This window comes from Variovorax sp. GW821-FHT09B05, assembly GCF_059418265.1.
On the sequence record NZ_JBWKPN010000001.1, the window covers coordinates 1,066,276 to 1,088,218 of the forward strand.

A 21,943-nucleotide genomic window follows, 5' to 3' on the forward strand; every position below is an offset into this window, starting at 1 on the left:
TCAAGCACCGATTTTTGAGATGTTCTGATAGCTAGCGGGGGACTTCATGGCGCGCTCATTGACGGCCCAGCGGTTGTCCCGCACCTTGGCGGCATTCGCCTCGCCAAATAGTCTCTGGAGTGTGCTTCCACTCGCGCTGTCGGACCGGATGAACGGCTCCACGCCCGAAGGAGCATTCGGATCATTCAGAACCCAACCGATACGTTCAGCGTCGTCGAAGAAATACTCCTGAAGAAGCGGCAGCACATTCTGCTGAAAGATCGCGGCAAGCTGGTCCAGCGTACGGGTGCGCTTGAGCGGTAGGAAATATGCGTGGCCAAGGCAGTGATCCCGATCTAGCAGGACCTCGATACGCTCATTCATGCTCCGCAGCATCTTGCCTATGTCGATGCCCTCCACGACGACACCCTCGAGCAGTTCCGGCCGTGGGGGCATGTCCTTGAATGCGAAGCGCCGGCGAAGCGCGATATCCAAGCCTGTAAGGGAGCGGTCGGCCGTATTCATCGTGCCGATCAAATGCACGTTCAGCGGAACGCCGAAGCGCTTGCGAGAATATGGCAACGTGGCGTAGAGAGCCTCCGACGCCCCGACGCGCTTGGATGGCTCGATCAGCGTAATGAGCTCGCCGAAGATCCTGGAAACGTTACCCCTATTGATCTCATCGATGATCAGGACATAGGGCTCGATCTGCGGGGGCACAACATTGCTCTGTTTTTTGTCCGGATCCGTCATCTTCACGTCACCGACGAGCAGGGCCTGCCGCAACTCAGGCCAAGTGAAGCGGTCTATTTCGTAGACAGTCTTCAGCGTGAAGCGCCTGCCGGCGTTGAGCTCCGTGATTGGAAATTTCAGGCCGACAGCAAGCCATTTGACAGGAAGCACATTCTTGTAGTCCTTCCGCACGCCTTCGGGAGCTGCTTCTTCGTAACGATACTCCCCCTGAATCACACCGACTGCAGCAACCTCCGTTGCGCTTCCGATGCAAAGCACAATGTCGCCAGGCTGGATGTTCTGCGAGAAATCACCGAGCGTGCTGCGATCGTTCGATCCGAGCTTGAAGTCAGGGTACGTCAAGTCTGCCTTGCGTAGGTCTCCAACATGTCCCCAACCAATACGAGCTTCGCCATTGGCAAAGCAATATTGGCGAGTAGCGCTTTGCCCAGTTCCATCGATTGAAATTTTCCAAAGCCGTGGACTGGCATTGACGCCGAGTTGCACGTCTTGCTTGGGAGTACCCGATGCAGCTTCGCAGATCTGCCGAAAAATTCCCGGCTCCACCACATACCTGATTTGCCCCGGATCGGAGTTGTCGGTATCGGGCCGGATACCCTCCACAAAATCCTCGTAGCTGAAACTTTGATGGAAGGTTATGAAGCGAATGCGCTTGGCTTCCGTAAGCTCGTCATACCGTTCCTTGAGTACACCACGATCGTCGGCGTTTTTCTCGAGAAACTCCGGATCCAGGATCCGCAGCGCCTCGTCAATCGTGGCATGGGTTTTGCCGGTACCCGGTGGCCCCTGAAGAATCGTGTTGATCGATGTCGGGGCTTCGCTGTCGTTGAAATCTTCGATGTCCTCGCCGGCATCCACATCCATTTCAAGTGCGCTCGCGTCTTCGGTTGCTGTCTCCTTTGTAGGCGCCAAACCGAGTTCAGCGCTATACAGCGCTTGCATGAAGCCATGGACGGTCAATTTCGAAATCTGTCGCCGAGCCTCTTCATACACCTCTCTAAGCAGCGTCAGACGTGCCACAGGCTTCTTTACCGAAGGAATCAGAGCCGCTGGATAGCCCAACTCAATCAAAAAGTGGCGGATATGTTCGGACGATGAGATCGGGATGATGTCATCGGGATGGTAGACACTCAACAGACGAAGTTTTCGCCCCTCGCCGATCATGACGCGCTTGCTCTCGAGATTGGCGCGGGAATAGACCTGCGCATCATCGTCCACCCATTCGAGGTCGCCCAGCTCTGCGCTAGCGATGGCGTGTTGGATTTGCATCGTGTACGTTACGGCGTCCTGATCGGCGAGGTCGCGCAGCTTGCGATTCTTGTACAGCGTGCCGTCTTTTCTCCAATGCACCTGATGACCTTTCGAGGTTCCTGGCATGTACCTTCCCAGGAGGGGTTGGAGTCCTCGTTCGATCCACCAGCTAAAGCTTGAGTTATCGCCTTTACCGATGCAGTACTCATCGACAGTCAGGAGTTTGAGATTTTCCACAGGATAGGCCCGAAGGAAGTCCTGGTACAGAGCGCTGGTGGATACCACTCTGTCGATAGGAAAAGGACTCTGACGAAGCAGACTGAGCAACTGCTCGAAACGAGGGGTAGGACTGAACATTCTTCTTTGAGGATGGTGTGGTTATCTTGGGGCTGCCTTGGTATCGCTCACATCGGGCGTTTGAGTTCGATGCTGCGCGAGCTTTCCGAAAATGTAAAGCCGGTAGGCCGGGAGCCCGAATCCCACTCATTGGCTCAATCGGACCGCGTCACCACTTGCCACGAAGTCTGCGGCGCCCGAACACTGGCGCACACCGGCCCCCCATCCTTCATCGTTCCTTCGATGCGCGCCTCGATCGCGGCATTCGGGTTGCCCACCGCGCTTTCCACCAGCGCGATCGGAATATCAACCAGCTTGATCTTCGCCCTTCGTTCCCACGGCGTGCCCATCTGGCCTGCGTAGAAACCGGAGTTCACGTACACGAATCGATCCGCGGGCGTGCCTTGCGCGAAAGGGCCCCGGAAGTTCGGGGCCCCATCGGCCAGCGAAGGTCCAAGTGTCAGCGTGATGGCGAACGACACCGCGTCTGCCGTCGCGAGGAATGGTTTCACCAGCTCATCACGGCCGCGCTGCACGGCGAAGTCGACGCCTGGCGGCGGCGACTGCAGAGTGAGAATGAGTTGAAGGCTTTGTGCTTGGTCGTTCTGCATGGACTGCAGTTTAGAGTCAGCGCTCGCGCGAGTCTCATCATCACGGAAACCCCATGGCTATATTGATCGCCGCTGAAAACGTAGGAATAGGGTGTGCTGGTTGGATCTGTCGCGCGATCGTGAGAGAGATTTCGCAGGTGCTCACAGAACGCGGTCACGATGCACTCGCAACATGGCTCTCGGATGAAAACGCCGGCATCCATCTCTATGGCTTCCTTGACGCTCGAACGTTCACGCCTGCCAACCGGGAGGCCTTCCTGTCTGCACTTGTGATGGCACAAGTGCGCAGCGAAGCCAATGGACCAACGGGCTGGCGAGATCCCACGTTCTGGCCCGGCTACTCCGACCTCTTCGCCAGCTTGGCAGACCAGGCGAAACGGACGGCACGAGGAGAAGCTCCGATCTCCTGGCCTAACCTGGCAAGCTTTCCAGAGCACGACGACTCACTCCGTGATGGCCCCGGCTGGCCAGGTCAAGACGCCGACTGACGTTTGCTCCACCCTCCGCGCGAGACGTCAATATGACTTCGCGGAAGGCCGAAATTTCATCCACATCCCGAGCCCGCACTAGCAGGACGGCCAAGTGGCTGTCGGGATGTTCGTACGGGCATTTCCGGCGTGGATACCGAGGCAGAATTCGGCCAGGACCGATCGCTGACGAGTCAGACCGAGCTCGCCGGGAGGCGGTCACTCTCTCAAGCAAGGAGGACAGTTGGGCATTTCGAACTCGATGATGGGGAGGCTCTGCACGAAGAAGCTCCGGAGACGTTCTACATCCCTCCTCGGGAGCAGCGGGCCAACCTGCAGCTTGGCCAACTCGTCAAGCTGGTGTTTCGCATCGAGCATGATGAGACCGTTGACGTTGAACGGATGTGGGTAATCGTGGAGGAAGCCATCGCTACCGGCTACATCGGTTCGCTCAACAATCAACCGGTGTCCACGAACGAGCTTCAGATCGGCGCTTTGGTGGCATTTGGTCCTCAACACATCATTCAGATCTACGACGGCGACTGATGAATGCTGCTGCTTTCAGCCACAACCAGCCGGTCGTGCGGTTGGGCAAAATTCGGCCGCGACCAGAACGTCGCTCGATCAAGCAGAATCTCACCTCATACGTATGGCGAACGAAATTAGAGACCATGGTGCATTCACAGCGGTGAAGTGGGAAGACCATAGCTCGGTTAATGTTGGCTTCCAGGTCGCTCCTGTAAGGTCAGCAGAACAAGGCAAGCTGCTTCGAGTCTGTTTCAGCGGTAACTACGGCTACGGCTCAGCCGGAAACCGCGATGCGACGTACATGGATGCAATGTTCCGGGCAGCCGACGAGGTACTGCATCCCGAAGGAGTCATTCTGGATTTCTCAGCAATGGCATATCAATGGGGAGACATGCTCGGAAAAGTCTTGAACGTCCCAGACCGATGGAGAGCGCTTGAGGAGTCGCCATTCGCAATTGTCGAAGGCGCCGACTGCAAGGGCGCATTGCGAAGCCTTCTGGTCGACGACCTTGACTGGGATGCGAGTTCTTTGGACTGGATTTTCGAAGACGTCGATCAGGCACGCGAATTTGTTGAACTGCGCATCACGAAGAACGCGAACATGTTCCAGCTTCAGCTAGATCGCAAACGTGACGAAGCGGCATTGGCGTTCTGGAAAATGCTTGGCGAGGAAATTGGACCTGAACGCTGCCGCAGCGCTGCCTGCACGAGGCTGCGAATCAAGGACAGCGTGCTTTGCCGGATCCATCACTTCGAGCAGATTCAACATAGTGCTTACCCCTTCAGCTAACCCCCCCGGGGAAAGCAAGCTGCCGCGTCAATCAATCATCGGTATGAAGCACGATCCAATTCCGCTTGGGCCGTAGCTATCCTCACTACGATGCCCTTTTCGGACACCACCAATCGTTCGTCGTGCCGGCACAATACGCTCATGAATCTGGCTACGTCGCATCAGCCGAGGAACGCCATGAACAACCCAGCTCGGATCAAACGGCTTTTATCGACTCACGCGCATCTTCTTTCTGCAAAGCAGTACGTTTCCCTGCGCGTGCCATCGGATATACCGGATAGTCATGTCGCTCTCGCGGAGGTTGAGCAAAGACTTTCCGAGGAAGCACTGGTCTCGTGCATGGATCTCCTGGCTGCGTGCGGGGTTCAGGAGCGCCCCCGAGGCGGCTTCTGGCGAGACATGGAACGAGCGGCCGAGGCGCTGGGTCACATGGAGCGAGCTACGGCGTACCGTGCCCGCTTTCTATTCACCCTCAGGATTCCAATTCACGAGGCGAACGGGGTCGGTGGTGGACAGGATTCTCGTCGCGGAGCATGAAACTCCGAAACGAGGACTGACTGGCGGGCCTATACCGGGCTCCCCAGCCTCTGCTTCAGCCCTGCACCGCCTTTAGCGTGCCACGCCAATCGCGAGGAAGCAGTTCATCGATGCGGCTGTTCAGGTGCATCGGTCGGCGCGCGAGGATGCCTGCTTCCCGACTAAGTCCGTCAGTGCCCCGCCCCGACACCGATCGTATCCAGCCGCGCCACCGCCTCCACCGGTAATTCCAGCCCAGCCGCCGCCAGATTCTCCCGCAGATGCCCCAGCGACGAAGTCCCCGGAATCAGCAACAGGTTCGGCGAGCGCTGCAGCAGCCAGGCCAGCGCCACCTGCATCGGCGTCGCGCCGAGTTCGCCCGCCACCTCCGACAGCACCCCCGACTGCAGCGGCGTGAAGCCCCCGAGCGGGAAGAAGGGCACATAGGCGATCCCCTCGCGCGCCAGCTTCTCGACCAGCGCGTCGTCGGCGCGGTTCGCGAGGTTGTACATGTTCTGCACGCCGACGATCGGCACGATGCGCTGGCCGTCGTCGACCTGCTTCGCGGTCACGTTGCTCAGGCCGATGTGGCGGATCAGCCCTTGCTGGCGCAACTCGGCGAGCGCGGTCAGCGGCGCCTCGAGCGAACCTTCGGCCGGCCCGTGCACGCCCAGCATGCTGCGCATGTTGACGACATCGAGCACGTCGAGGCCGAGGTTGCGCAGGTTGTCGTGCACCGCCTGGCGCAGCTCGGCCGGCGAGGCCGCGAGGTTCCACGAGGCGTCGGACCCGCGCGTGGCACCCACCTTGGTGACGATGGTCAGGTCGTCGCGGTACGGGTGCAGCGCCTCGCGGATGATCTGGTTGGTGACGTGCGGGCCGTAGAAATCGCTGGTGTCGATGTGGTCCACGCCGGCCTCGATCGCGGCGCGCAGCACCGCGACGGCGGCGGCGCGGTCCTTCGGCGGGCCGTAGACGCCGGGGCCGGCGAGCTGCATGGCGCCGTAGCCGAGGCGCTTCACGTCGCGGCTGCCAAGGCGGAAGGTGGAGATGGTGTCGAGCGGGTTCATGGGCTTTCCTTTCAGGTTGACGCTGAATGTAGGCACCGCGGCGGCGTACGATAAGCCGGCTCAATGCGCACGGGTCGTGCGGAAAAACGAACAATCGAAAGACAGGCGATGACGGAACAGCTCGGCGATCTGGCGGTCTTCGTGGCGGTGGCGCGCGCGGGCGGCTTTCGCGAGGCGGCGCGGCTGCAGAGCGTGAGCGCCTCCAGCCTCAGCGCGGCGGTGCGCCGGCTCGAAACGCGGCTGGGCGTGCGCCTCCTGCATCGCAGCACCCGCAGCGTGGTGCCCACCGAGGCCGGCGCGCGGCTGCTCGACCGGCTCGGGCCCGCGCTCGGCGAGGTAGAGGCCGCGCTCGACGTGGTCAACGGCTTTCGCGACAAGCCCGCGGGCACCTTGCGGCTCAACGTGCCGGCGAGCGCGTCGCGGCTGGTGCTGCCGGCGATCGTGCCGCCCTTTCTCGCGGCCTATCCCGAGATCCTGCTCGAGGTGGTGGTCGAGGAGAGCTTCGTCGACGTGCTGGCCGCGGGCTGCGATGCCGGCATCCGCTACGAGGAACGGCTCGAACAGGACGTGATCGCGATCCCGATCGGCCCGCGCCGCCAGCGCATGGCGACCGCGGCCTCGCCGGCCTACCTCGCGGCGCACGGCCGCCCCATGCATCCGCGCGACCTGCTGCAGCACGCCTGCCTGCGCGGGCGCTTCGCGAGCGGCGCGATGGCGGGCTGGGAATTCGAGCGCGAGGGCGAGGTGGTGACGGTGGACGTCGATGGGCCGCTGATCGTGCGCCTGGGCGGCGGCGTCGAGCTCGCGGTCGAAACGGCGGTGGCCGGCATCGGCGTGATCCATCTGTTCGAGGAATGGCTGCAGCCGCAACTGGCGAGCGGCGCGCTGGTGCCGGTGCTCGAGGACTGGTGGCAGCCCTTCACCGGGCCCTTTCTCTACTACCAGGGCCGCGAACGGCTGCCGGCGCCGCTGCGCGCCTTCGTGGATTTCGTGCAGTCGCGGCGCGGCTGAGGCCGCGCTTCAGCGTCGACTTCAGCGACCGGCCTGCGACAGCGGCAACGCCGCGCCGGCCTTGAGTTCTTCCAGGCACACGCTCGAACGCACCATGCTCACCCCGGGCAGCGCCGAGAGCTTCTCGGTCAGGAAGGTGCTGAGTGCCTCGAGGTCGCTCGCGATCACCTTGAGCACGTAGTCGACGTCGCCCGTCACCGAGTGGCATTCGAGCACGTCGGGCAGTTGCGTTACGGCCTGGCGGAAGCGCTTGAAATCGCGCACGTGGCCGCGCTCCATCGCGATCTGGACGAAGGCCATCACGCGCAGGCCCACGGCCGCGGGCCGCAGCCGTGCCTCGTAGCGCGCGATCACGCCTTCTTCCTCGAGCCGGTGATGCCGGCGGCTGCATTGCGCGGGCGAGAGCCCGACCGCGGCCGCGAGCTCGAGATTGGAGATGCGGCCATGGCTCTGCAGCACCTCGAGCATGCGGGTGTCCATCGAGTCCAGCGGTACGGGTTGCAAAATGTTCTCCTGTTTGGTGGGAATGGCGAAAGAACTTCTCTTCTTCGAGGGGCGATCCCCAGGCGCGATGAAAACCCATTGCGCGAGCCGGGCGAAAGAATCGTTGCGAGCTCGACCCAGGGGCGAGAGCAGGTGAGACATCTTCTCTCGATAGGCAACGAATGCGCAACTGCATTGCATCGCCATTCGCGAACGCCCCGGGTCAGCCATCCGATCCATCCGCACCGAGCTTCGACCAGGAGAACCCATGAAGCGCATCCCCGAACCGTTCCGCATCAAGACCATCGAGCGCATCGCCCTGACCAGCCGCGCGCACCGCGAGCAGGCCCTGCTCGAAGCGGGGCTCAACCCCTTCCTGCTGCGCAGCGACGACGTCTTCATCGACCTGCTGACCGACAGCGGCAGCGGCGCGATGAGCGACCGCCAGTGGGCCGCGATGATGGCGGCCGACGAGGCCTATGCCGGCAGCCGCAGCTACTACCGGCTCGCCGACACCATCGAGAAAGTCTTCGGCCATCGCCACACGGTGCCCGCGCACCAGGGCCGCGGGGCCGAGCAGCTGCTCTACCCCGAGCTCGTGAAGCGCCGCGGCGCGAAGCAGCCGGTGTTCCTGTCGAACTTCCACTTCGACACCACCAAGCTCCACATCGAGCTGGCCGGCGCGCGCGCGCTCAACGCACTGACGAAGGAGGCACTGGACACCGCCACCTACCACGACTGGAAAGGCAACTTCGACCTCGACGAACTCGCGCGGCTGATCGAGACCCATGGCGCGGCCAACGTGGTGGCGCTGGTGGCCACCGTGACCTGCAACACCAGCGGCGGCCAGCCGGTCGCGCTGGCCAACCTGCGCGCGGCCTCGCGACTCGCGCGCGAAGCCGGCATTCCGGTGGTGATCGACGCCACGCGCTTCGCGGAGAACGCCTGGTTCATCCGCGAACGCGAGGCCGGCCAGGCGCAGCGCGAGGTAGCCGACATCGTGCGCGACATGATGGCCTGCGCCGACATCGCGGTGATGTCGTCGAAGAAGGACGGGCTGGTCAACATCGGCGGCTTCTGCAGCTTTCGCGATGACCAGGACCTGTTTCGCGCCGTGCAGGAACGCTGCGTGGTCAGCGAGGGCTTCATCACCTACGGCGGCCTCGCGGGCCGCGACATGGAGGCGCTCGCGGTCGGCCTCGAGGAGGCCATGGATGCCGACTACCTGCGCTATCGCGTCGGCCAGGTCGCCTACCTCGGCGAGCGGCTGCGCGCACAGGGCATACCGATCCAGCACCCGACCGGCGGGCATGCGGTGTTCGTCGACGCGGCCGCGCTGCTGCCGCACCTGCCGGCCGAAAGCTTTCCGGCACATGCGCTCGCCTGCGAGCTGTACCTGGAGGCGGGCGTGCGTGCGGTCGAGATCGGCTCGCTGCTGCTCGGGCGCGATCCGGCCACCGGGTTGCAGGAGAAGGCGCCGCTCGAATCGATGCGGCTCACGATCCCGCGGCGCGTCTACACCAACGACCACATGGACTACGTGGCCGACGCGCTGGCCGAGGTGGCGCGGCGCGCAGCGCGCATCCGCGGCATGGCCTTCACCTACGAGCCGGCGCTGCTGCGCAACTTCACGGCGCGTTTTCGCTGGGCCTGAGCCGACCCGCGCTCAGCCGATGGGGGGATAGCTGCCTGTTCCCTCGGGCCAGGGCGTCAGCACCTCGAAGCCGTCCTCGGTCACCGCGACCATGTGCTCCCACTGCGCCGACAGCGAATGGTCGCGCGTGACCACGGTCCAGCCGTCAGGCAGCTCGCGGGTCTCGCGGCGGCCCGCGTTGATCATCGGCTCGATGGTGAAGACCATGCCGGGCGCGAGCCGCAGGCCTTCGCCGGGCCGGCCGTAGTGCAGCACCTGCGGATCGTCGTGGTAGATCTGCCCGATGCCGTGGCCGCAGTATTCGCGCACCACGCTGAAACGCTCGCGGTGCGCCACGCTCTGGATCGCATGGCCCACGTCGCCCAGCGTCGCGCCCGGGCGCACGGCCAGGATGCCGGCGCGCATGGCCTCGTAGGTGGTCTCGACCAGCCGGCGCGCGAGCGGGCTCGGCTCGTCGACGAAGTACATGCGGCTGCAGTCGCCGAACCAGCCGTCCTTGATCACGGCCACGTCGATGTTGACGATGTCGCCCTTCTTCAGCGTCTTCTGCGCCGAGGGAATGCCGTGGCAGACCACGTGGTTGACGGAGGTGCACACGGTCTTCGGGAAGCCCTTGTAGCCCACGTTGGCCGGGATCGCGCGCTGCACGTTGACGATGTGGTCGTGGCAGAGGCGGTCGAGCTCCTCGGTGGTGACGCCGGGCTTCACGTAGGCCCCGATCATCTGCAGCACCTCGGCCGCCAGGTGCCCGGCCTTGCGCGACAGCGCGATCTGCTCGGGCGTCTTCAGGGGCACGGCCATGTTCATTGCACGACCTTCGCCGTTCGCCCCGCCGCGCGGCCCGATGGCCGCGGCGCATGCGGCTCGCTCGGCGCGCAGGCCATCGCGAGGTCGAGCCCGCCGGCCATCTCGGCGCGCACCAGCAGCTGGCACAGCTCGCGGTGATCGAGATCGGGATGCAGCTCGGCGAGCATGCCGATGCGCATCCAGTGCTCGGCCTGCGCGTTGATGGAACGGCTCAGCGCGGTGCCTGCGACGCGCAGGTTCTCGTGCATGAGGTCGGAGATCTTGACGATGCCCATGGTGCCTGGTCTATATGAAACGTATACGAATCATATAGATTTTTCGGCAGAGCCGCCTCGCGAGGCCGGCCCGCCCCTCAGGGCGCCGCCGGCTTCATGCGCCGCAGATGCGCCAGCATCTCCTCGCGCACCACCCCCGTCACATGGCTGCGCTTGCCGTTCTCGAGCATGCCGAGCCGCCGCGCCACGGGCCGGCCCGGCAGGTGCAGCACGCACAGCGCGGGGTCGCTCTCCCAGTCGAAGTTCTTCAGCAACGGCGCCATGGTGAAGCCCACGTTCTTGCGCACCAGCTCCGCGATGGCCAGCAGCGAGTTGAGCTCGAGGAACTCCTTCGGCACGTACTGCAGCCGCCGCAGGATCTTGTCGATGCGCGCGCCGGTCGGCGTGCGGCGGTCGAAGCGGATGAAGGGATGGTTCGCGAACAGGCTCGCGATCGGCGTCTCGGCCGAGGCGATGCCCGAGTTGGCGATGACGGTCAGCGCCTCGTCGTAGCAGGGCGTCCACAGCAGGCCTGGCGCCTCGGGCCACTGGCGCTCGACCACCACGGCCGCGTCGAGCTCGCCGCTGATCACGTCCTGCATCAGCTGCGTCTGCTCGCGCACGCGCAGCTCCACCTCGAGGTTCGGATGCAGCGACTTCAACACCGCCAGCGTGCTCGACAGCAGCCCCATCGCCGAGATCAGCGAGCCGAGCTTGATGGTGCCGGCGATCTGGCGCTGGTCCTGCAGGTCGCGCCGCATCGACTCGTACTGCGCGAGCAGCTCCTCGGCGCGCGGCAGCAGCAGGTGGCCGGCCGGGCTCAGCGCCATGGTGCGGCCGGTCTTGTCGAACAGCGACTTCTTCATCTCGGCCTCGAGCGCGCGCATCTGCTGGCCCACGGCCGCCTGCGTCAGCGCGACCTGGTCGGCCGCGGCCGCGAACGAGCCGCCGCGGGCCGCGGCGACGAAGGTGCGCAGGAAACGGATGGTGCTCATGGGAGCGAGACGATAAACAAATCCTTTATTAACTCTAAACGATTTTTAAATTTATTTTTTCCTGTGCCTGCCAAACAATGCGGGCCATCGCCACCGCCGCGCCGTTCACTACCGCCTTCGCGCGGCAGGCCGATGACAAACCAACGCCATGACCACCCCTGAATACTTTCCCCTCGTCGATGTTTCCGGCACGCCGCATGCGCGCGGCGTGCAGCACGGCCGCGCGGTGCCCGAGCGCGTGGCCGGCGGCATCGCGCTCTACCGCGCGCAACTGGGCCGCCGCGGCCTGGACGACGCCACCATCCGCCAGCTCGCGCAGTCGATGCTGCCGGTGATCGCGGCCTACGACGCGAGCTACCTCGAGGAGATGCGCGGCATCGCCGAAGGCGCGGGCGTCGCGCTCGAGGACGTGGTGATGATCAACTGCCGCACCGAGATGCTGTTCGGCTATGCCGACATGAAGCAGGCCACGGCGCCGGCCGCCGCACCTGCAGTCGACGCCGCATCGAGCGAGGACGGCGACTGCACCGGCCTCGTGGTGCTGCCCGCGCGCTCGGCCAGCGGCCGCCTCATGCATGCCCACAACTGGGACTGGCGCCAGGAATGCGTCGACACCGGCATCGTGCTGCGCATCCGCGCGGAGAACGGTCCCGACATGCTGAGCTTCACCGAGGCCGGCGCGCTCGCGCGCCACGGCTTCAACAGCCATGGCGTCTCGCTGACCGGCAACTCGCTGACCTGCGACGAGGACTTCCGCAAGGGCCCGGGCGTGCCGCTGGTGCTGCTGCGCCGCCGCGTGCTCGAAGCCGCCAACCTGGCACAGGCGATGAAGACGATCTGGGCCTCGAAGCGCTACTGCGCCAACAACATGATCCTCGCGCAGGCCAGCGGCAACGACGGCTCGGGCATCAGCCTCGAGACCTCGCCCGGCGAGATCTTCTGGACCCTGCCCGAGAACGACCTGCTGGTGCATGCCAACCACTGGATGTCGCCCGCGGCCACCATGAAGCTGCGCGACCCCGGCCTGCCGCAGCGCCCCGACAGCATCTACCGCCAGCACCGCGTGGAGAACGCGCTGCGCCGCGTCGAGGGCCGCATCGACTGGAGCGATGTCAAAGCCGCGCTGGCCGACGAGTTCGGCAAGCCCGACGGCGTGCTGCGCACGCCCAAGCCCGCGGACTTCAGCAGCATCTCGGCCACCGTGGCCACCACGCTGATGGACGCGGCCAACCGCGTGATGTGGGTGGCGCGCAAGCCCTACGAGGCACGCCACTTCCGCGAATACACGCTGTAGTCCCTCCCCCTTCCTCCTGCCTTCCCTCATGACCGACACCACCGAAGCCCCCGCCGCCCTCGCCGAGCGGCGCGCCCGCACCCTCTACGACCTGGGCCCGAGCACCATCTACGCCGCGCGCAGCGACCCGCGCTTCTCCTACTGCACCTACGTGCCCGAGCACGTGGGCCAGCCCGGCACGCGACCGATGCAGCTGGTAGTGGTGGTGCACGGCACCGGCCGCGCCTTCGTCAACTACCGCGAGGCCTTCAGCGGCTTCGCGAAATGGAACGACTGCATCGTGCTGTGCCCGCTGTTCCCGGCCGGCGTGCGCGGCGACGGCAACCGCGACGGCTTCAAGCACCTGATCGAGGCCGACATCCGTTACGACCAGGTGCTGCTCGACATGGTGGCCGAGGTGGGCGAGAAGTTCGGCTGCGACTTCGACCGCTTCGCGCTGTTCGGCTATTCGGGCGGCGGGCAGTTCGTCAACCGCTTCGCGATGCTGCACCCCGAGCGCCTGTGGGCCGTGTCGATCGGCGCGCCGGGTTCGGTCACCCTGATCGATCCCGAGCAGGGCTGGTGGGTCGGCACCAAAGACTTCGAGACCCGCTTCGGCAAGCCCATGGACCTCGAGGCGCTGCGCCGCCTGCCGGTGCACATGATCGCGGGCAAGGCCGACATCGAGACCTGGGAGATCACGCACAAGCCCGGCGGCAAGTTCTTCATGCCGGGCGCCAACGATGCCGGCCGCACGCGGCCCGAGCGGCTCGAGACGCTGCGCCGCTCCTTCGAGGCGGCCGGCGTGAAGGTGGCTTTCGAGCTGCTCGACAACGTGCCGCACAACGGGCTGGCCTGCGTGGGCCATGTGCAGGACTTCTTCGCCAAGGCCCTGCAAGAACTGCGCGCCGCGCCGTCGCCGGCCTGACCCCACCCACCACGAGGAAGAAGGCCCATGTTCCGTTTCGCAGCGGCCCGCATCGCGATGGCCGTCCCCACCCTGCTGATCGTGGCGGTGTCGGTGTTCGTCCTGATCCGGCTGATTCCCGGCGACCCCGCGCAGCTGCTGCTCGGCGACCTCGCCACGCCCGCGAGCCTGGCCGACCTGCGCGCGCGGCTCGGCCTCGACCGCTCGCTGCCGGCGCAGTTCGGCATCTGGTTCGGCCACGTGCTGCAGGGCGACCTCGGCACCTCGATCAACAGCGGGCAGGACGTGCTCTCGCTGGTGGCCGAGCGCTTCCTCATCAGCGGCCGCATCGTGCTGGTGGCGGTGGCGCTGGCCGCGCTGGTGGCGGTGCCGGCCGGCATGGTCGCCGCATGGAAGCAGAACCGCGCGCCCGACCTGCTGCTGGTCGGCTCGGCCACCTTGCTGGTGTCGGTCCCGACCTTCTGGCTCGGCCTGCTGTTGCTGCTGCTGTTCGGCCTCAAGCTGGGCTGGCTGCCGGTGGTGGGCTACGTGGGCATCGCCGAGGACTGGAAGAACGGCCTGCTGTACCTGGTGCTGCCGATCCTCACGCTGTTCCTGCACGAGATCGGCGTGCTCATGCGCATGGCGCGCGCCAGCACGCTCGAGGTGCTGCGCCTGGACTACATCACGCATGCGCGTGCCAAGGGCCTGTCGGAGCGCGCGGTGCTGATGCGCCATGCCTTCAAGAACGCCTTCGGCCCGACCTGGACCCTGATCGGCCTGGTGCTGGGCAACCTGCTCGGCGGCATCGCGGTGGTCGAAACCGTGTTCACCATCCCGGGCCTGGGCCGGCTGCTGGTCGACGCGATCTTCGCGCGCGACTACCCGGTGATCCAGGGCTGCCTGCTGTTCGTGGCGGTGATCTACGTGGTGGTCAACCTCGTGATCGACCTCTGCTATCCCCTGTTCGACCCCCGCGTCGCCGTCGAATAGGCACGAAGATGACCCGCAACAAACGCATTCCCCTCAACGCAATGGTCGGCATCGTCATCGTCGGCCTCATCGTGGCCGCGGCGCTCGTCAGCCTGGTGTGGACGCCGCACGATCCGCTGCGCATCAACTTCGGCTCGCGACTCAAGCTGCCCGGCGCGCGCTACCTGCTGGGCACCGACGAGTTCGGCCGCGACGAGCTCTCGCGCCTGATGGCCGGCGCCGCCACCAGCGTCTGGATAGCAGTGCTCACGGTGGGCTTCTCGATCGTGGTGGGCAGCATCGTGGGCGTGCTCACGGGCTTCCTGCGCGGCTGGACCGACCGCATCGTGATGGCCTTCAACAACGCGCTGCTGGCCTTCCCCGGGCTGCTGCTGGCGCTGGGCCTGCTCGCGGTGGTGGGCGCCAACCAGTACGGCATCGTGCTCGCGCTCGGACTGGCCTACACGCCCTCGGTGACGCGCATCGTGCGCGGCACGGTGCTGTCGCTGCGCGAGAAGGAGTTCATCGAGTCCTCGCGCGTGCTCGGCAACTCCGAGCTCTACACCATGGTGCGCCACGTGCTGCCCAACTGCACCGCGCCGCTCACGGTGCTGGCCACCTCGATGTTCGGCTGGGTGATCCTGGCCGAGAGCGCGCTCTCCTTCCTCGGCCTCGGCGTGCCGCCGCCGGCGCCCACCTGGGGCAACATGCTCGCTTCGGCGCGGCCGTTCATGGCACAGGCCAGCCACCTCTCGATTCTTCCGGGCCTGTGCATCGCGCTGACGCTGCTGGGCATCAACCTGCTGGGCGACGCGGTGCGCGACTGGCTCGATCCGCGCATGAAGGGCGTGCAATGACTTCCACTCCTACCACCGCGCCGCTGGTCAGCGTCGAAGGCCTCACGCTCGCCGTCGGCCCCGGCGGCCGCGAGATCGTGCGCGACGTGAGCTTCGACATCGCGCCCGGCGAGATGGTCGGCATCGTCGGCGAATCGGGCAGCGGCAAGACGCAGGCCGCGCGCGCCCTGATGGGCCTCACGCCGCCGCCGCTGGTGCGCACCGCGGGCCGCATCCTGTTCGAGGGCGAGGACCTCGCGCTCGCCAGGCCCGCGCGGCTGCGCGAGCTGCGCGGTGCGCGCGTGGGCATGGTGTTCCAGGAGCCGATGACCTCGCTCAATCCGTCGATGACCATCGGCCGCCAGCTCGAGGAAGCGCTCGCGCTGCACCGCCGCGAACTGTCGCCCACCGCGCGGCGCACGCGCGTCCTCGACATGCTCGCGCGCGTGGGCATCCGCGATCCGCAGGGCGCGCTCGCGGCCTGGCCGCACGAGTTCTCGGGCGGCATGCGCCAGCGCATGATGCTGGCCTCGGTCATGCTGCTGGAGCCCGCCCTCTTGATCGCCGACGAGCCGACCACCGCGCTCGACGCCGTGGTGCAGCGCGACGTGCTCGAGCTGATGGTGGGCCTCACGCGCGAGCACCGCACCGCCGTGCTGATGATCAGCCACGACCTGCCGATGGTGGCGCGCTTCACGCAACGCATGGTCGTGATGCGGCACGGCGAGGTGAAGGAAACCGGCCGCACCGAGGACCTGCTCGAGCAGCCGAAGCACCCCTACACGCGCGAGCTGCTGCAGGCCATGCCGCGCCGGCTGCCCGCGCGCGCGGTGGCCGACGAGCCGCCGGTGGTCGAGGTGCGCAACCTCGTCATCGACTACCCCGGCCGGCGCCGGCTGTTCGCCAAGACCGCGCCGAAGCGCGCGCTGCACGGCATCGACCTCGTGGTGCGTCCGCGCGAGGTGGTCGCGGTGGTCGGCGGCTCGGGCTCGGGCAAGACCACGCTGGGCCGCACCATCGCCGGACTGCTCAAGCCCGGCGGCGGCGAGATCCTGTTCCGCGGCCGCCCGATCGCGCGCTCCGACCCCGGCTGGGCCGACTACCGGCTGCAGTGCCAGATGGTGTTCCAGGACCCCTACGCCTCGCTCGATCCGCGCATGACCATCGGCCAGCTGGTCGGCGAGGGGCTGCGGCTGGTGCCCGGCATGTCGACGGCCGACAAGGCGAAGCGCGTGGCCGAGGTGCTCGACGAGGTCGGGCTCGGCACCGCCTACGCGCCGCGCTATGCGCACCAGCTCTCGGGCGGGCAGCGCCAGCGCGTGGCGATCGCGCGCGCGCTGGTGCGCCGGCCCGCCTTCGTGATCGCCGACGAGCCGGTGTCGGCGCTCGACGTCACCGTGCGCGCCCAGGTGCTCGAGCTGTTCGCCGAACTGCAGAAGCGCCACGGCTTCTCGTGCCTGTTCATCAGCCACGACCTCGGCGTGGTCGAGCAGGTGGCCGACCGCGTGGTCGTGATGCAGGACGGCCGCATCGTCGAGCAGGGCACGCGCGACACCGTGTTCGACGCGCCGCGGCAGGACTACACGCGCCAACTGCTGTCCGCCATCCCGGCGCTCGAGCCCACCGAGGCCGGCGGCGTGCGGCTGCGCTGGCGCTTCGGCGCCGAGACCGCCCTCGCCTGAAGTTCTTTTTTTCGCAGGAGTCCTCCATGCCCCGTCCCTTCTTCCGACTCGCCGCCCTCGCCGGCGCCGGCCTCGCCTGCGGCGCGGCGCTGGCCCAGACCACGGTGACGGTCGCCCAGCCGGCCGACATCCGTTCCACCAACCCGGGCGTGAACCGCGACAACACCACCGATGGCATCGTCCTCAACATGGTCGAGGGCCTGGTCGGCTACCGGCAGGACGGCAGCGTCGGCCCGCTGCTCGCGCAGTCGGTCGAGGTGTCGCCCGACGGCCTCACCTACACCTTCAAGTTGCGCAAGGGTGTGAAGTTCCACAACGACGCGCCGCTGACCTCGGCCGACGTGGCCTGGAGCTGGAAGCGCTACATGGACCCGAAGACCGACTGGCGCTGCCTCAGCGAATACGACGGCCGCAACGGCCTCAAGGTGGTCGAGACCGCGACGCCCGACGACGCCACCTTCACGATGAAGATCAACCGGCCCTCGGCCGTGTTCCTCGATTCGCTGGCGCGCTCCGACTGCGGCATGACGGCAATCCTGCACAGGAGCTCGGTCAAGGCCGACGGCAGCTGGGACAAGCCCGTGGGCACCGGCCCCTTCAAGTTCGGCGAATGGAAGCGCGGCGAGTACGTCACGGTCACGGCCTTCAAGGGCTACACCTCGCCGCCGGGCGCGACCAAGGTCGACGGCTACGTGGGCCTGAAGGCGCCGCTGGTCGACACGGTGCGCTTCCTGGTTGTGCCCGACGCGGCCACGGCCGCCGCGGGCCTGAAGTCGGGCGCCATCGACGCGGCGCAGATCACCTCGAGCGACGCGCAGGAGCTCAAGACCGACCGCAACCTCGTCGTGCAGGCGCCGACCGAGGCCACCAAGAACACGCTGCTGATCCAGACCCGCGATCCGCTGCTCAAGAACCAGAAGCTGCGCCAGGCCATCGCGGCCTCGCTCGACATGGAGCAGATCGTGGCGGCCGCCTCCGAGGGCCTGGGCACGGTGAACAATGCCGCCATCCACAAGACCTCGGCCTTCTACGGCCCGGTACAGAAGAAGGGCTACCACTACGACCCGGCGCTGGCCGCGAAGCTGCTGCGCGAGGCCGGCTACAGGAACGAGAAGATCGTCATCCAGACCAACAAGCGCGCCCACGTGCCGAGCTACACGGTGGCGGTGCTGGCGCAGGCCATGATGCAGTCGGTGGGCATCAACGCGCAGATCGAGGTGCTCGAATGGGCGACGCAGCTCGACCGCTACAACAGCGGCAACTACCAGATGAGCTCGTTCACCTATTCGTCGCGGCTCGACCCGGCGCTGAGCTACGAGCAGTTCTCGGGCCCGAAGGACAAGCAGTCGCGCAAGGTCTGGGAAGACCCGCAGGCGCTGAAGCTGCTCGACGAGAGCTTCGCCGAATCGGACCCGAAGAAGCGCCAGGCGCTGTTCGACCAGATCCACGCGCTGATGATCCAGCAGGTGCCGATGATCATGCTGTTCAACGGCATCGATGCCTGGGGCGTGCGCAAGCGCCTGAGCGGCTTCTCGGTGTGGGAAGGCAAGCCCCGGCTGTGGGGCGTATCGGCGACCGCGAAGGCCTCGTGAGCGGCCGCCGCGCCGCCATGCTCAGTCCTGCAGGCAGAGGTACTTGAGCTCGAGGTAGTCCTCGATCCCGTGCCGCGAGCCCTCGCGGCCCAGGCCCGACTGCTTCACGCCGCCGAAGGGCGCGACCTCGTTCGAGATCAGGCCGGTGTTGATGCCGACCATGCCGGTCTCGAGCTGCTCGCCCACGCGCCAGAGGCGGCGGCGGTCCTCGGTGAACAGGTAGGCGGCGAGGCCGAACTCCGAATCGTTGGCCATCGCGATGACCTCCTCCTCGGTCTCGAAGCGGAACAGCGGCGCCAGCGGCCCGAAGGTCTCCTCGCGCGCCACGCGCATGGCCTGCGTCACGCCGGTCAGCACGGTGGGCTCGAAGTAGGTGCCGCCCAGCGCATGCGGCTTGCCGCCGATGCGCAACTCGGCGCCCTGCGTGAGCGCGTCGTCGATGTGCTGGCGCACCTTGGCGACCGCGCGGCCGTCGATCAGCGGGCCCTGCGTGATGCCGGCCTCGAGGCCGTTGCCCACGCGCATCGCCTCGACCGCGGCCACCAGCCGCGCGGCCACGGCGTCGTAGATGCCGGCCTGCACGTAGATGCGGTTGGCGCAGACGCAGGTCTGGCCCGCGTTGCGGAATTTGGAGGCCACGATGCCCTCGATCGCGCGGTCGATGTCGGCGTCGTCGAACACGACCAGCGGCGCATTGCCGCCGAGCTCGAGCGAGAGCTTCTTGATGGTCGGCGCGCACTGCTGCGCGAGCACGCGGCCCACGCCGGTGGAGCCGGTGAAGCTGAGCTTGCGCACGGTCGGGCTCTCGCACAGCGCGGCGCCGATCTCGGGCGCGTTGCCGGCCACGATCTGCAGCACGCCGGGCGGCAGGCCGGCCTCGAGCCCTAGCACGCCGAGCGCGAAGGCGCTCAGCGGCGTGAGCTCGGCCGGCTTCACGACGATGGTGCAGCCCGCGGCCAGCGCGGGGCCGACCTTGCGCGTGATCATCGCGGCCGGGAAGTTCCACGGCGTGATCGCGGCGCACACGCCGATCGGCTGCTTGAGCACCACGATGCGCTGGCCCGCGCGCTGCGGCTGCAGCACCTCGCCGTCCACGCGCTTGGCCTCCTCGGCGAACCATTCGATGAACGAGGCCGCGTAGGCGATCTCGCCGCGCGCCTCGGCCAGCGGCTTGCCCTGCTCGAGCGTCATCAGCCGGCCCAGGTCGTCCTGGTGCGCGAGCATCAGCTCGGCCCAGCGGCGCAGCACGCGCGCGCGCTCGGGCGCGGTGCGCGCGCGCCAGGCGGGCAGCGCGGCGGCGGCGCCGGCGATGGCGCGCTCGGTCTCGGCGCGGCCCATCCGCGGCACGTCGGCCAGGTGCCGGCCGGTGGCGGGGTCGTTCACGGCGAAGGTGGCGCCGTCGTCGGCCGCGACCCACTGGCCGTCGATCAGGCCGGCGCCGCGCAGCAGGTCGGGGCGCTGCAGGCCCAGGGTGGATGCGGTGCTCATGCCGAGAACGCCTCCTCGACGATGGCCAGCGCGCGTTCGAACTGCGCGTCGGGAATGGTCAGCGGGTAGAGGAAGCGGATCACGTTGCCGTACATGCCGCAGCTCAGCAGCACCAGGCCCTGCGCCAGCGCCTTGGCCTGCACGCGTGCCACCGCTTCGGCGTCGGGCGCGCCCGTGGCCGCATCGCGCAGCTCGACCGCGACCATCGAACCCTGAGCGCGCACCTCGGCCAGCGCCGGGTTCGATTCCTTGATCTTCAGCAGCCGGCCGACCAGGCGCTCGCCCAGCGCGGCGGCGCGTTCGCAGAGCTTCTCGTCGGCGATCACGTCGAGCACCGCGTGCGCCGAGGCCACCGCCAGCGGATTGCCCGCATAGGTGCCGCCGAGGCCGCCGGGCGCCGGCGCGTCCATGATGGCGGCGCGGCCGGCCACGGCCGACAGCGGCATGCCGCCCGCGAGGCTCTTGGCCATGGTGATCAGGTCGGGCTCGACGCCGTGGTGCTGCATCGAGAACAGCCGGCCGGTGCGCGCGAAGCCGGTCTGCACCTCGTCGGCGATCAGCACGATGCCGTGCGCGTCGCAGAGGCGGCGCAGGCCCTGCAGCAGCGCGGTGGGCGCGACGTTGAAACCGCCCTCGCCCTGCACCGGCTCGATCACGATCGCGGCCACGCGCCTGGGGTCGATGTCGGCCTTGAACAGCTTCTCGATCGCGGCCAGCGAATCGTCGGCGCTCACGCCCTGCAGCGCGCTCGGGAACGGCACGTGGAACACGTCGGCCGGGAACGGGCCGAAGCCGGTCTTGTAGGGCGCGACCTTGCCGGTCATGGCCAGCGCCATCAGCGTGCGGCCGTGGAAGCCGCCGCCGAAGGCGATCACGCCGGCGCGGCCGGTGTGGGCGCGCGCGATCTTCACCGCGTTCTCGAGCGCCTCGGCGCCGGTGGTGAAGAAGGCCGTCTTCACCGGGCCCGAGATCGGCACCAGCGCGTTGAGCCGCTCGGCCAGCGTCACCACGCTCTCGTAGGGAACGATCTGGTAGGCCGTGTGCGTGAAGCGCCCGAGCTGCTCCTGGATCGCGGCCACCAGGCGCGGATGGCGGTGGCCGGTGTTGAGCACCGCGATGCCGGCGGCGAAGTCGATGTATTCGCGGCCTTCGATGTCCCACAGCGTCGCGTTCTCGGCGCGCTGGGCATAGAAGCCGCACATCACGCCCACGCCGCGCGGGGTGGCCGCGAGGCGGCGGGTCTGGAGTTCGGAGTTGGTGGTCATGGCTGAAGGCGTCCGGGAAAGGCTGGAGGTCGATCGGAAGTTCTGATTGAATGCGCAATTGGCTCCATCAAAAAGATCCACTTCCTGCAATCAGGATGGAGCCAATCCAAAAAGCCATGAAATCCATCTGCGCCGACCTGGTGCTGCAGCGCATTGCCCCCGCCGCCGGCGCCGCGCTCAACCGCCAGCTCTACGACTGCCTGCGCGGCGCCATCCTCGACGGCAGCCTGCCGCCCTCGAGCGCGCTGCCGGCCTCACGCGACCTGGCGCGCGAGACCGGCATGTCGCGCAACACCGTGCTGCATGCCTACGAGCAGCTGCGCGCCGAGGGCTACGTGCATTCGCGCGTGGGCAGCGGCACCTTCGTGGCCGAGACCACGCCCGAGAGCCAGCTCGCCACCGGCCGCGGGGGGGGGGGGGGGG

21 protein-coding genes are annotated in these 21,943 nt (G+C 66.9%); 12 read left to right on the forward strand and 9 right to left on the reverse strand.

Features of this window, described 5'->3' with window-relative positions; genetic code table 11:
* Together AC07RM_RS04620 and AC07RM_RS04625 are read right to left on the reverse strand one after the other, a co-directional pair.
* Positions 1–2,340 (reverse strand): DUF8426 domain-containing protein, encoded by a 2,340-nt coding sequence (locus AC07RM_RS04620; RefSeq protein WP_495333357.1) that lies wholly within the window; start codon positions 2,338–2,340, stop codon positions 1–3.
* A gap of 134 nt (positions 2,341–2,474) precedes the next feature.
* Positions 2,475–2,930, reverse strand: a complete 456-nt coding sequence (locus AC07RM_RS04625) for a DUF5990 family protein (protein ID WP_495333359.1) — start codon at positions 2,928–2,930, stop codon at positions 2,475–2,477.
* A 53-nt stretch (positions 2,931–2,983) separates the two neighbouring features.
* Between AC07RM_RS04625 and AC07RM_RS04630 the strand changes: the two genes are divergently transcribed.
* The 3 genes from AC07RM_RS04630 (at position 2,984) to AC07RM_RS04640 (ending at position 4,715) form a co-directional block, all read left to right on the forward strand.
* On the forward strand, positions 2,984–3,418 hold the full coding sequence (locus tag AC07RM_RS04630; RefSeq protein WP_495333361.1) for a hypothetical protein: 435 nt from the start codon (positions 2,984–2,986) through the stop codon (positions 3,416–3,418).
* A 129-nt stretch (positions 3,419–3,547) separates the two neighbouring features.
* The gene (locus AC07RM_RS04635; RefSeq protein WP_495333363.1) at positions 3,548–3,943 is read left to right on the forward strand and encodes a DUF2314 domain-containing protein; all 396 of its coding nucleotides are present in this window, start codon (positions 3,548–3,550) and stop codon (positions 3,941–3,943) included.
* Positions 3,944–4,046: 103 nt separating this feature from the next.
* Positions 4,047–4,715 carry a hypothetical protein gene (locus AC07RM_RS04640; RefSeq protein WP_495333365.1) on the forward strand — a complete coding sequence of 223 codons (669 nt, stop codon included), beginning with the start codon at positions 4,047–4,049 and terminating at the stop codon, positions 4,713–4,715.
* 707 nt (positions 4,716–5,422) lie between these two features.
* Here AC07RM_RS04640 and AC07RM_RS04645 read toward each other — a convergent pair.
* A complete protein-coding gene (locus AC07RM_RS04645; protein WP_495333367.1) occupies positions 5,423–6,301 on the reverse strand; it encodes an aldo/keto reductase family oxidoreductase in 879 nt (292 codons plus the stop codon).
* A 108-nt stretch (positions 6,302–6,409) separates the two neighbouring features.
* Between AC07RM_RS04645 and AC07RM_RS04650 the strand changes: the two genes are divergently transcribed.
* On the forward strand, positions 6,410–7,312 hold the full coding sequence (locus tag AC07RM_RS04650; RefSeq protein ID WP_495333369.1) for a LysR family transcriptional regulator: 903 nt from the start codon (positions 6,410–6,412) through the stop codon (positions 7,310–7,312).
* 21 nt (positions 7,313–7,333) lie between these two features.
* On the opposite strand, the gene AC07RM_RS04655 is transcribed toward AC07RM_RS04650, so the two are convergent.
* Complete coding sequence (locus AC07RM_RS04655) at positions 7,334–7,816, reverse strand: Lrp/AsnC family transcriptional regulator (protein WP_495333371.1); 483 nt, start codon at positions 7,814–7,816, stop codon at positions 7,334–7,336.
* Positions 7,817–8,063: 247 nt separating this feature from the next.
* On the opposite strand from AC07RM_RS04655, the gene AC07RM_RS04660 reads away from it, so the two are divergent.
* Positions 8,064–9,449 carry a tryptophanase gene (locus tag AC07RM_RS04660; RefSeq protein WP_495333373.1) on the forward strand — a complete coding sequence of 462 codons (1,386 nt, stop codon included), beginning with the start codon at positions 8,064–8,066 and terminating at the stop codon, positions 9,447–9,449.
* 12 nt (positions 9,450–9,461) lie between these two features.
* Here the strand turns inward: AC07RM_RS04660 and map are convergent, their stop codons facing one another.
* The 3 genes from map to AC07RM_RS04675 all read right to left on the reverse strand — a co-directional run bounded on the left by map (position 9,462) and on the right by AC07RM_RS04675 (position 11,505).
* Entirely contained in the window at positions 9,462–10,256 is a 795-nt protein-coding gene (gene map, locus AC07RM_RS04665; protein ID WP_495333375.1) for a type I methionyl aminopeptidase, read from the reverse strand.
* A complete protein-coding gene (locus tag AC07RM_RS04670) occupies positions 10,253–10,531 on the reverse strand; it encodes a ParD-like family protein (protein WP_296740093.1) in 279 nt (92 codons plus the stop codon). The genes map and AC07RM_RS04670 overlap by 4 nt, the downstream gene beginning before the upstream one ends.
* A 77-nt stretch (positions 10,532–10,608) precedes the next feature.
* Positions 10,609–11,505, reverse strand: a complete 897-nt coding sequence (locus AC07RM_RS04675; RefSeq protein ID WP_495333377.1) for a LysR substrate-binding domain-containing protein — start codon at positions 11,503–11,505, stop codon at positions 10,609–10,611.
* Positions 11,506–11,653: 148 nt separating this feature from the next.
* Between AC07RM_RS04675 and AC07RM_RS04680 the strand changes: the two genes are divergently transcribed.
* The 6 genes from AC07RM_RS04680 to AC07RM_RS04705 are packed head-to-tail and all read left to right on the forward strand — an operon-like array spanning position 11,654 to position 18,767.
* A complete protein-coding gene (locus tag AC07RM_RS04680; protein ID WP_495333379.1) occupies positions 11,654–12,799 on the forward strand; it encodes a C45 family autoproteolytic acyltransferase/hydrolase in 1,146 nt (381 codons plus the stop codon).
* A gap of 28 nt (positions 12,800–12,827) precedes the next feature.
* A complete protein-coding gene (locus AC07RM_RS04685) occupies positions 12,828–13,706 on the forward strand; it encodes an alpha/beta hydrolase family protein (protein ID WP_296799729.1) in 879 nt (292 codons plus the stop codon).
* Between the two features lie 27 nt (positions 13,707–13,733).
* The gene (locus AC07RM_RS04690) at positions 13,734–14,678 is read left to right on the forward strand and encodes an ABC transporter permease (protein WP_209542038.1); all 945 of its coding nucleotides are present in this window, start codon (positions 13,734–13,736) and stop codon (positions 14,676–14,678) included.
* 8 nt (positions 14,679–14,686) lie between these two features.
* The gene (locus AC07RM_RS04695) at positions 14,687–15,514 is read left to right on the forward strand and encodes an ABC transporter permease (RefSeq protein ID WP_495333382.1); all 828 of its coding nucleotides are present in this window, start codon (positions 14,687–14,689) and stop codon (positions 15,512–15,514) included.
* Positions 15,511–17,175, forward strand: coding sequence for an ABC transporter ATP-binding protein (locus AC07RM_RS04700; RefSeq protein ID WP_495333384.1), 1,665 nt, complete (start codon positions 15,511–15,513; stop codon positions 17,173–17,175). Before AC07RM_RS04695 ends, AC07RM_RS04700 begins: the two co-directional genes overlap by 4 nt.
* Before the next feature lie 26 nt (positions 17,176–17,201).
* Positions 17,202–18,767 (forward strand): ABC transporter substrate-binding protein, encoded by a 1,566-nt coding sequence (locus tag AC07RM_RS04705; RefSeq protein WP_495333386.1) that lies wholly within the window; start codon positions 17,202–17,204, stop codon positions 18,765–18,767.
* A 21-nt stretch (positions 18,768–18,788) separates the two neighbouring features.
* Here AC07RM_RS04705 and AC07RM_RS04710 read toward each other — a convergent pair whose 3' ends face one another.
* Positions 18,789–20,255 carry an NAD-dependent succinate-semialdehyde dehydrogenase gene (locus AC07RM_RS04710; protein ID WP_495333388.1) on the reverse strand — a complete coding sequence of 489 codons (1,467 nt, stop codon included), beginning with the start codon at positions 20,253–20,255 and terminating at the stop codon, positions 18,789–18,791.
* Positions 20,252–21,520 (reverse strand): 4-aminobutyrate--2-oxoglutarate transaminase, encoded by a 1,269-nt coding sequence (locus tag AC07RM_RS04715; RefSeq protein WP_495314220.1) that lies wholly within the window; start codon positions 21,518–21,520, stop codon positions 20,252–20,254. Before AC07RM_RS04715 ends, AC07RM_RS04710 begins: the two co-directional genes overlap by 4 nt.
* A 116-nt stretch (positions 21,521–21,636) precedes the next feature.
* Between AC07RM_RS04715 and AC07RM_RS04720 the strand changes: the two genes are divergently transcribed.
* A partial coding sequence (locus AC07RM_RS04720) for a GntR family transcriptional regulator (protein ID WP_495333390.1) occupies positions 21,637–21,943 on the forward strand: 307 nt, incomplete at its 3' end.

Coding starts and splice junctions, on each gene's coding strand:
- AC07RM_RS04705 (WP_495333386.1), top strand. CDS start 17,202: ATGCCCCGTCCCTTCTTCCGACTCGCCGCCCTCGCCGGCGCCGGCCTC.
- AC07RM_RS04640 (WP_495333365.1), top strand. CDS start 4,047: ATGGCGAACGAAATTAGAGACCATGGTGCATTCACAGCGGTGAAGTGG.
- AC07RM_RS04710 (WP_495333388.1), bottom strand. CDS start 20,255: ATGAGCACCGCATCCACCCTGGGCCTGCAGCGCCCCGACCTGCTGCGC.
- AC07RM_RS04630 (WP_495333361.1), top strand. CDS start 2,984: ATGGCTATATTGATCGCCGCTGAAAACGTAGGAATAGGGTGTGCTGGT.
- AC07RM_RS04645 (WP_495333367.1), bottom strand. CDS start 6,301: ATGAACCCGCTCGACACCATCTCCACCTTCCGCCTTGGCAGCCGCGAC.
- AC07RM_RS04700 (WP_495333384.1), top strand. CDS start 15,511: ATGACTTCCACTCCTACCACCGCGCCGCTGGTCAGCGTCGAAGGCCTC.
- AC07RM_RS04715 (WP_495314220.1), bottom strand. CDS start 21,520: ATGACCACCAACTCCGAACTCCAGACCCGCCGCCTCGCGGCCACCCCG.
- AC07RM_RS04690 (WP_209542038.1), top strand. CDS start 13,734: ATGTTCCGTTTCGCAGCGGCCCGCATCGCGATGGCCGTCCCCACCCTG.
- AC07RM_RS04695 (WP_495333382.1), top strand. CDS start 14,687: ATGACCCGCAACAAACGCATTCCCCTCAACGCAATGGTCGGCATCGTC.
- AC07RM_RS04625 (WP_495333359.1), bottom strand. CDS start 2,930: ATGCAGAACGACCAAGCACAAAGCCTTCAACTCATTCTCACTCTGCAG.
- AC07RM_RS04675 (WP_495333377.1), bottom strand. CDS start 11,505: ATGAGCACCATCCGTTTCCTGCGCACCTTCGTCGCCGCGGCCCGCGGC.
- map (WP_495333375.1), bottom strand. CDS start 10,256: ATGAACATGGCCGTGCCCCTGAAGACGCCCGAGCAGATCGCGCTGTCG.
- AC07RM_RS04680 (WP_495333379.1), top strand. CDS start 11,654: ATGACCACCCCTGAATACTTTCCCCTCGTCGATGTTTCCGGCACGCCG.
- AC07RM_RS04650 (WP_495333369.1), top strand. CDS start 6,410: ATGACGGAACAGCTCGGCGATCTGGCGGTCTTCGTGGCGGTGGCGCGC.
- AC07RM_RS04620 (WP_495333357.1), bottom strand. CDS start 2,340: ATGTTCAGTCCTACCCCTCGTTTCGAGCAGTTGCTCAGTCTGCTTCGT.
- AC07RM_RS04685 (WP_296799729.1), top strand. CDS start 12,828: ATGACCGACACCACCGAAGCCCCCGCCGCCCTCGCCGAGCGGCGCGCC.
- AC07RM_RS04670 (WP_296740093.1), bottom strand. CDS start 10,531: ATGGGCATCGTCAAGATCTCCGACCTCATGCACGAGAACCTGCGCGTC.
- AC07RM_RS04660 (WP_495333373.1), top strand. CDS start 8,064: ATGAAGCGCATCCCCGAACCGTTCCGCATCAAGACCATCGAGCGCATC.